The sequence below is a fragment of the Psychroserpens sp. Hel_I_66 genome, assembly GCF_000799465.1.
Lineage (GTDB): Bacteria > Bacteroidota > Bacteroidia > Flavobacteriales > Flavobacteriaceae > Psychroserpens.
In genome coordinates, this window is sequence record NZ_JUGU01000001.1 from 2,333,640 (window position 1) to 2,345,749 (window position 12,110).

The window sequence follows — 12,110 nt, forward strand, 5'->3', positions numbered from 1 at the left end:
GATTTCTTATTTTCTTCTTATGAAAAACTGGACAACCAAAATTATTAAGCACGGTAAACCAATATAGTACAGTTCACTCCAAATAACTTTCAGTCCCCATTCTGAAAAGAAATTCTCAATACCAATAGGAGAAACTTTAATGCCTCTAAAGGGTAAAAAATATCTGGAATTGTCAAATGGAATAAAAAAACCAACACCTCTACCTCCACTTGTCATAGCGTCTAAAATACCATGAGAAAGGGTGGATAGACATATAATTATTGCGAAAGTTAGTTTTTTAGACTTTCCGAAGAAAAAGGTAAGAAGACCTGTCCATAAAAACGCAAATAAAATAGAATGTGTTAAACCACGATGGCCAAAAGGACTTGAGTAGTCAATACCATAAAAATAGCCAATCACATCAAGATCTGGGAGCATTGCAGAGCTTATTGCAAGAAATACCAATAATTTACTGGATTTAGAATCTATAACTTTTGCAGTTGTATAAGCCACCAATCCATGCCCAAAAATTGAAGCCATTAGTGCTTATCTTTTGTGTCAATAATGATTGTAACCGGACCATCGTTGAGCAGTTCTACCTGCATATCTGCTCCAAATTGACCTGTTTGTATATTTTTACCTAAATCACTTTCCAATTGTTTGACAAAATTTTCGTACAAAGGTATGGCGATGTCTGGTTTAGCTGCTTGAATATAACTTGGTCGATTTCCTTTTTTTGTACTTGCGTGAAGTGTAAACTGACTTACTACTATAGCATCTCCATTTGATTGCAAAAGTGAATTGTTCATTACACCATTATCATCTGCAAAAATGCGAAGATTTGCGATCTTATTAGACAGCCATTTAATGTCATCTTGAGTATCGTCATCAACAATTCCCAAAAGTATAAGTAAACCAGAATTTATATTGGCTACTTTTTCTCCTTTTATAGTTACCGACGCCTTTGTAACGCGCTGAATGACTGCTTTCAATATTTTTTTAAAATTTTATTTAAGCTGAATAGTGCTCACTGAAACCAATTAGTTTTCATCCCAATGATCTGTTCTATAATGCTCATCTTCTCCTTCTAATATTTGAAGATAGCTTCTATATCTTGAAATGGCAATGTCATCTTTGTCTAAAGCCTCTTTAACTGCACATTTTGGTTCTTCAATATGAAGGCAATTATTGAATTTACAGTCTTGTTTAAGTTCAAAAAATTCTGGGAAATAATCACCTACTTCTTCCTTATCCATATCAACAATACCAAAACCTTTAATTCCTGGAGTATCTATGATCTTTGCATCAAAGCTTAAATCAAACATTTCTGCAAATGTGGTTGTATGCTGTCCTTGACTGTGCTGAGTAGAAATTGCTTTTGTTTTTAAATCTAAATTGGGTTCGATGGCATTGACCAAAGTTGATTTCCCAACACCAGAATGTCCTGCAAACATACTTACTTTGCCAGTCATTAATGCTTTTACCTTTTCTGTGTTTTTTCCTGTTTCCGCAGAAATACCAATACATTCGTATCCGATTTTTCTATAGACATACGCTAAAAAACGCACCTCGTCCAATGTCTCTTCGCTATAGGTATCTATTTTATTAAACAGTAAGATGGTCTTGACGTGATAAGCTTCTGCAGTGACCAAAAAACGATCTATAAAACTGGTAAACGTTGGAGGATTGTCTATTGTGACCAATAAGAAAACCTGATCAATATTTGATGCTATAATATGGGTTTGTTTTGAAAGATTAACCGATTTACGAACTATGTAATTTTTGCGATCATGAATATTGTGGATGACTCCTGTTACCTCATCGTTATTGGTTTCGATTTCAAAATCCACAACATCACCAACCGCTATTGGGTTGGTACTTTTTATGCCCTGAAGCCTGAATTTTCCTTTAATCCTGCATTGGTACGCAGCACCAAGATCGGTTTTAACGGTGTACCAGCTTCCTGTAGATTTATATACGAGTCCTGTCATTACAGCAAAGATGCTAATAATAAGCGTTTAAAACAACAAAAAAAGACCATCGGTTGATGGTCTTTTTAAATCTTATTTTAGATTTTTAATCTATAGTCATACGACCTAGCTTATCTTCAGACCTTCTTGAAGAATAAATAAGATATTCTTTATCGGTTTTGATATGATAGACTCCTGGCCTTAAAATCAATTGATCTTTTTGTAATTCTTCCGGATCTATCCTACTAATATCTCCATTTGTTCTATCAAATGTAAATGCAGTTGGTATGGCTTTATTATAGTTTCCCAAAGTTTTTATTTCTTCAATATCTGTTACACCCATATTTTTTTTGTTGTCATTAAATACCACTGTTAGCTCTCCATTGTTATATATTGGAATTGCGCCTAAATATTCAGGCCCTTTTCCTAAAACAGCTAAAGGAATCGAGATCCCAACTCCTACCGAAAAATTAGAACCATTACTAAAACTATACATGCCAAGAGACATGGTTGTAAAGCTTGCTTTTTGATCTTTGGCCAAGACATTTGCCCATTCTACAGACCCATCTGCGTTTAAAGAGGTTACGATAATTTCATTAGTAAAAAAGGTGATTGGTGTAAAACTTACGCCAAGACCTCCAATACCTATACCAGAAGATCTGCCTATAATAGATTGTCTATATTCCGCCAGAAAAATTAATCCACCATCTTCCTTTTCAATCAAACTGTGAGTTGAATAAAATGGCGGTATATCTTTATCTTTTTTCGCACGACGCTCACCAATTAGTTTTGTCTTTGTCTCTAAATCAAAAACATTAAATTTTAAATTGGTCACTTCGTTTACCGAAGCATTTATGGTTGCAGAGTAAATACCCTTTAATTTCCAGTTTGCTTTTCCTCTTTTATTAACACTAGAGTAAAAACCGACCAAATTAAGTGTGTTATCTGCTGTCATTAACATTTCACAATTGATAACCTCTTTACCGGTAAAATCTATATTAATAACTTCTTTTGCATAGTTATTTGCTTTTTTAAAGGCATGAACCTCAAATTTCTCGATGTTCTTTTTTTCTTTTCTTTCTCTATAGCTTTCGTTAATTACTAAAAAGATATCGTCTTGAAAAGTGACATCAAAATCAGATATAGCAAATTCTAAATCTCTTCTATCTTCAAAAGATACTTTTTCTAAATGTGAGGTAACAATATCAAGATTTTCATTGATCAATTTTATCTCGTATTGCATTATTTCTTCCTTATCAAATAAAGAAGCATGCATGATCAATAATTTATCTTGATTAGGTGAATGCTTAAAATAGAAAGCTCCTTTTTCTCTGTTTTTTGTGACTTCCGTAGAAAATAATTTTTTTGTATTTGAGGTTAGTTTTCCTTCTTCGGAAATCTCAACTGCCAATAAATTATTGATTTTATTTTTTCTGTCGTAAACACTACCAATTATGTAGATTCTATTGTTTAAAACAGCTATTTCCTCAAAAACAGGCTCTTTATCAATAAAATCGTCCATTTCAATTTCATTTACTGAAACCAAATCCATGTTTTCAGAATTAAAAACTTTGATAAAATAGTTTTTTCCTTTGGTGGCTAGCGTATAAATTTTACCATTAGTCTCTCCTGCAATTCTTACAATTGTTTCTTTGTCTGCCTCAATCTCCTCACCATGGGTTATGGTAATTGGACCTAATTTTCCTTGGCCATTTACTGTAGTATAAGCGGTAACTAACAGTAAAAAAAATGTGATTTTTTTAATCATAGGTATGTAATCTTGTTGTTGTTAGGGAAAGAATATTCTTTCATTGACAAAAATAAACTTTTAATTCACTTTGAAAAATATACCATTGATTTTCTAAATCTTAATCGCTTTTTTTGAAGTGATTTGAACACCTTTTGACAATATATTTATGACATAAATTACGGAAGATTGATTAGATAAATCTATAATAACTTTAGAACTAAGTTTGCGTTCTGTTCTATTTAAAATGATACGACCCGTTAAATCTGCTATGATAATGTTTACTTGAGAAATATCTTCTAAAAGACTAATATTGAAAACACCATCCTTTGATGGATTTGGGTAAAGTTTGACAGTTTCTATGTCTTCCTGACCTTTAAACTTATTTTCAATTAATTCTACATAACAATTTGTCTTTATTGTTTCACATATAATTCCACAAGAAATTGTCCCACTATCAAAAGCATTTACAACAACCTCATCCAAAACTTGATAATTTTTTAAATTAATATTAATTTCTTTAAAATGACCTACTACAATATCAACTGGTTCATAACCTACATGTGATACTCTAAGGGTATCACTTGGTTTAGCTTGGATGTTATATTGATCATTTTCATCTGTCGACGTGCCTAATCTTGTATTCTTTATTGAGATATTCACGTTTGACAATAGACCAAACTCATCGGTTATTATTCCTTTAATTTCAGATTGCCCAAAAGTGAGGGATGAGATTACAACAGATGCTAAAAGTAAAAGTGATGTCATGTGTTCGTATCTATTGTTTCTTTTCGTCACGTGTTGTTTGCTGTCAATGTTATTTTTAAGAACATTAAATTTTGAAAACGCTCGGTTCATAATGTTGGAATTTAAATTATGAACCAAACCTACTGGAAATGATAAAGTCATAAAACCAACAATGAGTAAAAACAGCCTTTGAATTAGTAAAGGGCATAAAAAAAGCCTCAAATTAATGAGGCTCAAATCAAATATTTTGTTTAAAATCAACAATTATCCATTAATAACTTTTTCCTGGTGGTTAATTGACTCTTGATGAATTGCCTTAAACATACGCAGAATAAATTCTTCGCTCAATCCTTTTTCATCACCATGCAGTACCATTTTTCCTAAAATCTCGTTCCAACGTTTGCTTTGTAAAACCGCAACGTTTTTTTGCTTTTTAAGCGCACCAATACCATCGGCAACCTTCATTCGTTTTCCTAGAAGTTCAATAATCTGGTTATCGACGACATCTATTTGAGCTCTTAGATTATTAAGTTCACTATTGTACTCTGCCTCAGGATCAGATTCTTTTCTTATTTTTAAATCTTCCATGATTTTAATTAAGGTTTTAGGTGTTACTTGCTGTGCAGCATCACTCCATGCATTATCAGGATCATAATGTGTTTCTATCATTAAACCGTCAAAATTGAGATCCAATGCGGTTTGAGACACATCAAAAATCATATCTCTTTTACCTGTAATGTGCGAAGGATCATTGATTAATGGTAAATCTGGAAATCTATTTTGAAACTCAATAGCAATTTGCCATTCTGGAATGTTTCTATATTTTGTTTTCTCATAGGTCGAAAAACCTCTGTGAATAGCACCCAAATTTTTAATTCCTGCAGAATATAATCGTTCAATACCTCCTAACCATAGCGACAAATCTGGATTTACTGGATTTTTAACCAATACAATCTTATTTGTTCCTTTTAAGGCATCTGCCAGTTCCTGCATAATAAACGGACTCACAGTAGACCGAGCGCCAATCCATAATAAATCTATATCATGCGCTAACGCTAATTCTACGTGATTTCTATTAGCAACCTCTGTACAGGTTTTCATTCCTGTTTCTGCTTTTACTTTTTGCAACCATTTAAGACCTAAAGCACCAACTCCTTCAAAATTTCCTGGACGTGTTCTTGGTTTCCAAATACCAGCTCGGTAATAATTTACATCAGTATCCTTTAGCTCATGGGCTATTTTTAAAACTTGTTCTTCGGTCTCTGCACTGCATGGTCCTGCTATTACTAAAGGATGATCTAGTTTCATATCATCCAACCATGTTCTCATTTCTTTCTTGTTTTCCATTGCTTTTGGTCTTTTGAATCCATTTTTCCGAAGAAAATAAATTCGTTCTTACTTGTTTTTATTTTATGTTTTTATCAACCCAACCCGTTCAAAATATCTTTGATGTGGTTGGTGTTTTTCATTTCGTTGTATATAGCATCAAAATCATCTGCCTCCATTAGAGTTTTAAATTGCTTTAAATTATTGATGTATTCGTCTAAAGTTTCTATAACGTTCTCTCTATTTTGCTTAAAAATAGGTGTCCACATGGCTGGAGAGCTTTTTGCCAAACGTACTGTACTTTCAAATCCGCTGCCTGCCATATCAAAAATGTCACGCTCATTTTTTTCTTTTTCTATCACTGTTTTACCCAGCATAAATGAGCTTATATGCGATAAATGCGACACGTAAGCGATGTGCTTATCGTGGGCTTCGGGATTCATGTATCGAATACGCATCCCTAAATCCTGAAATAATTTCAAAGCTTTTTCCTGCAGCTTAAAGGTGGTTTTTTCTACCTCGCAAATGATGTTCGTTTTCTTATTGAACAAATTTGCAATAGCTGCCTTTGGTCCCGAAAATTCGGTACCTGCAATTGGGTGTGTTGCTAAAAAGTGACGTCTTCTCTCATGGTTCTCTACACTTTTGCACACTGGTAATTTTGTAGAACCTACATCAATCACTAAAGTTTGCTCGCCAACAGCATCCAAAACTTTTGGCAACTCCAAAACCGCTTTGTCAACCGGTATTGAGAGAATGACCAAATCCGCTTTTTCTAAATCCTCATAGGTCGCTTTTTCATCAATAAGGTTTAATAATAAAGCTTCGTTTAAATGGTCCTCATTGAGGTCGATTCCAAAAATCGTTGCACCTTCATATTTTGACTTGATGTCTATTGCTAAACTTCCGCCAATTAACCCAACTCCTATGATGTAAATTTTGTTCATTCTTAATTTTTTTTCTTCGGAAATTTTATTGTTTTCGTGCTTTAATCTTCCGAAGAAAATATTTTTAATCCTACGTTAATCGTTTTAGAGCCTCTTCTAGATCTGTCATTGATGCACAAAGTGAAATTCTAATATAGCGACTGCCATTGGAGCCAAAAATGCTTCCTGGCGTGATGAAAATTGATTTTTCTTTTAATATTAAATCGATATAATTTTCTGCTTCGAGGTGGTCGGGTAATTTTGCCCAAACAAACAAACCTGAGGCGTTTTTATTATAAGTACAGCTTAATGCATCTGCAATTTGCCAAACGATATTTCGTCTTTGTCTGTACACGTTATTAAGACTCTCAAACCACATATCTGAACATTTTAAAGCTTCAACAGCACCTCTTTGGATGCCTAGAAACATACCAGAATCCATGTTGCTCTTTACCCTTAAAACAGCATTGATGTAGTCGTGTTTACCTAGCAGCATACCCACTCGCCATCCTGCCATATTGAAGGTTTTACTGAGTGAATTTAACTCTAAACATACGTCTTTTGCACCTTTGTATTTCAAGATACTACGCGGAAAACGATTGAGTACAAAACTATATGGATTATCATTGATAATCAATATATCATGACGCTTGGCAAAGCGTATTAAATCTTCAAAAAGCTTTACAGACCCTTGTGCTCCTGTTGGCATATGCGGATAATTGACCCACATCATCTTGACCTTTTCAACGCCTCTTTTCTCTAATACTACCAAATCTGGAAACCAGCCAGAATCTTCGGTCAAATCGTAAAAAACCGGTACTGCTCCAACAAGATTTGTGACAGATTTATAGGTTGGATACCCTGGATTTGGAATCAATACCTCGTCGCCTTCGTTTAAAAATGCCATTGAAATATGCAAAATCCCTTCTTTACTACCCATTAGTGGCAATACTTCGGTTTGAGAGCTTAATGGCACATTAAATTGTTTTTTATAAAAATCTGCGATGGCTTCTCTTAACTCTGGTATGCCTTGATAACTTTGGTATTTATGGGCTGCATCATCATCAAAAGACTCAACAAGTGCGTTGAGAACCGCTTCTGGCGGATCCATATCTGGACTGCCAATACCCAAATTAATAATGGGCTTGCCTTGCGATTTAAGCAATGCTACTTCTCTTAATTTTTTAGAAAAGTAGTATTCTTCAACATTTTTTAAGCGATTGGCTACCTCTATCATTGTCTAGCATTTTTATATTCTCCCAATATTTTGAAATCCTGAGCCATAATTTTCATTATCGATTTCGCTTTCTCATAATCTTTGTAATCATCGAAAGTTAAATCCACGAAGAAAGCATATTTCCAAGGGGTTTCTATTTTTGGGAGCGATTGTATTTTGGTTAAATTTAACTTACAATCACTCAAAACATTTAAAATAGTCGCTAAACTTCCTCTTTTATGGTCTAATTCAAACTTTACCGATGCTTTATTGATTTCCTTTTTAGATAATTCCGAGTTTTTAGTTTTAACTATGAAAAATCGGGTTTCATTATGTTTAATGGTTTGGATACTTTCTGCTAAAACCTCAAGATCAAATAACTGTGCTGCCAAACGAGATGCGATGGCTGCTACACCTTTGGCTTGTTCTTGATTAATGCGCTCTGCAACTTGTGCTGTGTCTTTATCTTCAATTAGTTTTATATGAGGATACTGTTTAAAAAAAGCTTTGCATTGCAATAATGCCATAGGATGTGAATGTACTTCCTTAATATCTTCCAGATGTTGGTTTGGAAGTGCCATTAAATGGTGCTGGATATCTAAATAGTGCTCACCAATGATGTGTAAATTATTTGAATCGATCAATGCGTAATTAGGAATTATAGAGCCAGCTATAGAATTCTCAATCGCCATAATTGCAGCATCACTTTTAAGAGTTAAAATACTTTCAATTACCGCATCAAAGGTCATGCACTCATCTACTAAAATCTTTTCTCCAAAGTATTGTTGTGACACAATATGATGAAACGAACCTCTTATTCCTTGTATGGCAACTGTTTTGATCAATGTATTTGAGTTTCTTAAATTTGAATTATAAAAAAAGTCCCGATTTTCATCGAGACTCATATTATATTTATTTTATATAAATTATACATATAACGTCTCTCTCTTTTCGCTAAAAAAGAAATAGAACCAGTTAAAATATGTATGATTTGATGTTTTCATTTCTACTATCCGTCAAATTGGATATTTAAATTATATTGCTAATGTACTTATATTTTTAACAAATCAAAATTGTTAGACTAATTTTTTAGGTTTTACATTTCAGAATTAAAGAATTCATAATTTAAAGTATGTCATTACTAATAATTACTATTTTTGAATAAACAATTACTACATGTCTATTGAGGTTGAACATATTTCAAAAGTTTATGGCGAACAAAAAGCCTTGAATAATATTTCCTTTTCTGTAAAAACTGGAGAGATTGTTGGTTTTTTGGGTCCTAATGGTGCTGGAAAATCTACATTAATGAAAATTCTCACCACATATATCAATGCAACCAATGGTGTTGCTAAAGTGAGCGGGTTTCATGTTGAAACTAATAAACAGGATGTTCAAAAAAGTGTGGGCTATCTGCCAGAACACAACCCGCTATATCTAGAAATGTACGTCAAGGAATATCTTGCTTTTAACGCAGGTGTTTATAAAACGCCCAAATCTCGAATCAATGAGGTGATTGAACTCACTGGTCTAACACCAGAGGCTCATAAAAAAATCGGGCAATTATCAAAAGGTTACAGGCAGCGTGTGGGGTTGGCAAATGCTTTATTGCACAACCCGTCGGTTTTAATTTTAGATGAGCCAACTACTGGTTTAGATCCTAATCAATTGGTAGAAATAAGACATTTGATCAAAAACATTGGCAAGGACAAAACTGTGTTTTTATCGACGCACATCATGCAAGAGGTTGAGGCCATTTGCGATAGAGTGATCATCATCAATAAAGGTGAAATCGTTGCAGATAAAAAATTAAAGGATTTACGCGACGGACAAGAACAAACGGTAATCGTAGAGTTTGATTATCGTGTTGAAGAGGCTTTTTTACTGAAACTTCCTAACGCAAAAACCGTTAAAAACACACACGATTTTATTTACGAGATCACATTTTCTACTACGGAAGATATGCGCTCCCACGTTTTTGATTTTGCTCATGATAATGAATTGAAAATCCTTCAGCTCAATCAAAAAAATGCGAGTTTAGAAAGTTTGTTTAGGGAGTTGACTAGTTAGATTCTATTTAAATGGGTGAATTTTTAATTGAAATGCTTGGAGACTTTATTAGAGATATGATTCCATCATTTCTAAAAGGAATTGGAGCAACAATCAAATGGATTTTCTACGGAGGCAAAAAGACGTATTCCCAAATTTTTGAAGAAGAATGGAATACTAGAATTGGAATATTTGTAGTTATTCTAAGTATTTGTTCAGCAATTTACCTTTAAATAAATGATGATAATTACTTCTAGCACTGAGATTCCTGCCTTTGCAGGAATTTACTCAAAAATAATCTGCCCAGTATAAAACTGCTCCACATCAACAATTGGAGGTGTATTTACAAGAATAACGTCACCTGTACCTCTTATTTCTCCAGTTACAGATTGTTGTGCATTAATAATCAAATCGTTACTGCTACGCTGGAAAATATCAACATTTTGAGCTATCAAATTTCGACCTTCAAAACGTGCATCTCCAGAATAATAACCAAGAAATAAACTGCCTACTTCACCACTTATAAACGTAGTAGATAAATTATTTACCATAATACTTAATGAATCACAATCAACCTCAACATTAAAATCACCATCAGTATTTACTGCATCTTCTTCAGTAAAATCTTCTGAAATTAACTGTAAAGAATTATAGCTCAAAACACCTTCACTCCTAACTGTTAAACCAGATGCATTTCTAATTTTAGTAAGGTTTGGTGCACCTACAAATACCTTTGTAATGCCATAATCTCGCGTAATATTACATGCATTATTATTGTATAGCTTTAAATGTCCATTTTCAACAACAACTTCAATATCATTAATTAAAAATTCACCTGTTTGTACAGTGACAGATTGTGTTGGCGCATCTGTTACAATCAATGCTACTCTTGCAAATGCAGTAATTTCTGTAAATGCATCCACTTCAAAATCTCTTTCGATAATATCTCCAGAATTTTGGATACAATTTGGAACGTTCTCTCCATTGCAGGACAATAAAATAACGGTAAATAGTATGTATATTAACTTTTTCATAGTCGTACTCCAATTCCAAATTCAACAGCCTCTGCTTTTGCTCCGTGGGACTTTAAGGTCATAGCTCCAAAAAATTTATCTCCAAAATAGCGTTTTAATCCAATTCTATTGTAAACCCGTCCTTCAAAATCGTAAGGGTAATACACATAATAACCTAACTGTGTGATAAAAGACATTTTATTGATAAACAATTCATGACCTACAAAAATACCAACTCGCTTCCAGTCTTCATTTCCGGTAACGTCAAATTCTGGAAAAGCGACCGAATAATAATAGATCAACTCCTCTAAAAATTTTGAGAAAAACACATCTGCTCCCACTTGGATCGCACTTTTTCTATTAAGGCGCTTATCGGCATAGGCAGAAATAATATAAAACGGGTATTGACCTGTATCAATAACATCACTTTCATTTAAGCCTGTTCTAAACACAAGATTATACTTTATGTCTTCCTTAAACTTTTTTTCTTCGGAAGATGCAATAAACTCAGGTTCGTTTTCATAGTTAAATAAATAGTTCGCACCAACGTTGAACACAAATGTGTTGGTAGAATTATTTGGCGCCCTAAAGTTTGCATTAGAATAATGAATGATTGAAATACCTGCATTTAACCCTAAACCTTTATAAATATTTTCTTTTCTGTAATTAAACATTACATATGTGGAGCTCAACAAATCAGACCCATAAGCATTATTCTGAAAGTTAGAATACTTATCATACGGGTTTGTTGTATATGCAATACCTTGAGCGATTCTGAAATTAAGATTTCGGTTCAAAAAGTAGAAATTATAATGCGCATATAATCCATAATTCTCTCCCAGAAATTCATTTTTCATATCTTGATAAATGAATGAGAAACCCCAGTCTGGATAGTTATATCTACTTTCCCAGTCTTTAAACCCGTAGGTTTTTTTATTGTAGCTTAAAATCAATCCGCTGGGATGATCTGTAATTAAATGTGAGATATCTGGGTTGTGTTCCAGGATTGTTCCGTAGAACATATTGGCATCTAAAGTGAATAGATCTGGATCTTCATCTTGCGAAAAAACAGACCAACAGCAAATGCAAAACAAGTAGGGTAAAAAACGATTCATAAATTGAGTTAGAGCGTAAAAG

13 protein-coding genes are annotated in these 12,110 nt (G+C 33.5%); 2 read left to right on the forward strand and 11 right to left on the reverse strand.

Features of this window, described 5'->3' with window-relative positions; translation table 11 throughout:
• Positions 1–6: 6 nt before the first annotated feature.
• From GQ40_RS10505 to GQ40_RS10545, 9 genes are all read right to left on the reverse strand, one after another.
• Positions 7–519 carry a metal-dependent hydrolase gene (locus GQ40_RS10505; RefSeq protein ID WP_047548018.1) on the reverse strand — a complete coding sequence of 171 codons (513 nt, stop codon included), beginning with the start codon at positions 517–519 and terminating at the stop codon, positions 7–9.
• Positions 519–971: a D-aminoacyl-tRNA deacylase gene (gene dtd / locus GQ40_RS10510; RefSeq protein ID WP_047548019.1), complete on the reverse strand. Its 453-nt coding sequence runs from the start codon at positions 969–971 to the stop codon at positions 519–521. The genes GQ40_RS10505 and dtd overlap by 1 nt, the downstream gene beginning before the upstream one ends.
• A gap of 48 nt (positions 972–1,019) precedes the next feature.
• Positions 1,020–1,970: a ribosome small subunit-dependent GTPase A gene (gene rsgA / locus GQ40_RS10515; RefSeq protein ID WP_047548020.1), complete on the reverse strand. Its 951-nt coding sequence runs from the start codon at positions 1,968–1,970 to the stop codon at positions 1,020–1,022.
• 85 nt (positions 1,971–2,055) lie between these two features.
• Complete coding sequence (locus tag GQ40_RS10520) at positions 2,056–3,717, reverse strand: hypothetical protein (RefSeq protein WP_047548021.1); 1,662 nt, start codon at positions 3,715–3,717, stop codon at positions 2,056–2,058.
• Positions 3,718–3,810: 93 nt separating this feature from the next.
• Positions 3,811–4,605, reverse strand: coding sequence for a carboxypeptidase-like regulatory domain-containing protein (locus tag GQ40_RS10525; protein WP_047548022.1), 795 nt, complete (start codon positions 4,603–4,605; stop codon positions 3,811–3,813).
• A gap of 102 nt (positions 4,606–4,707) precedes the next feature.
• Entirely contained in the window at positions 4,708–5,790 is a 1,083-nt protein-coding gene (locus GQ40_RS10530) for a bifunctional 3-deoxy-7-phosphoheptulonate synthase/chorismate mutase type II (protein WP_047548023.1), read from the reverse strand.
• 74 nt (positions 5,791–5,864) lie between these two features.
• Positions 5,865–6,716, reverse strand: a complete 852-nt coding sequence (locus GQ40_RS10535) for a prephenate dehydrogenase (RefSeq protein WP_047548024.1) — start codon at positions 6,714–6,716, stop codon at positions 5,865–5,867.
• A gap of 70 nt (positions 6,717–6,786) precedes the next feature.
• Entirely contained in the window at positions 6,787–7,932 is a 1,146-nt protein-coding gene (locus GQ40_RS10540) for a pyridoxal phosphate-dependent aminotransferase (protein ID WP_047548025.1), read from the reverse strand.
• Positions 7,929–8,756: a prephenate dehydratase gene (locus GQ40_RS10545; protein ID WP_047551854.1), complete on the reverse strand. Its 828-nt coding sequence runs from the start codon at positions 8,754–8,756 to the stop codon at positions 7,929–7,931. Before GQ40_RS10545 ends, GQ40_RS10540 begins: the two co-directional genes overlap by 4 nt.
• 331 nt (positions 8,757–9,087) lie before the next feature.
• Between GQ40_RS10545 and gldA the strand changes: the two genes are divergently transcribed.
• Entirely contained in the window at positions 9,088–9,981 is an 894-nt protein-coding gene (gldA, locus tag GQ40_RS10550) for a gliding motility-associated ABC transporter ATP-binding subunit GldA (RefSeq protein WP_047548026.1), read from the forward strand.
• 11 nt (positions 9,982–9,992) lie between these two features.
• A complete protein-coding gene (locus GQ40_RS10555; RefSeq protein ID WP_047548027.1) occupies positions 9,993–10,193 on the forward strand; it encodes a hypothetical protein in 201 nt (66 codons plus the stop codon).
• 51 nt (positions 10,194–10,244) lie between these two features.
• Here GQ40_RS10555 and GQ40_RS10560 read toward each other — a convergent pair whose 3' ends face one another.
• Complete coding sequence (locus tag GQ40_RS10560) at positions 10,245–10,994, reverse strand: head GIN domain-containing protein (protein WP_047548028.1); 750 nt, start codon at positions 10,992–10,994, stop codon at positions 10,245–10,247.
• Positions 10,991–12,088 (reverse strand): acyloxyacyl hydrolase, encoded by a 1,098-nt coding sequence (locus GQ40_RS10565; RefSeq protein WP_047548029.1) that lies wholly within the window; start codon positions 12,086–12,088, stop codon positions 10,991–10,993. Before GQ40_RS10565 ends, GQ40_RS10560 begins: the two co-directional genes overlap by 4 nt.
• Positions 12,089–12,110 lie beyond the last annotated feature (22 nt).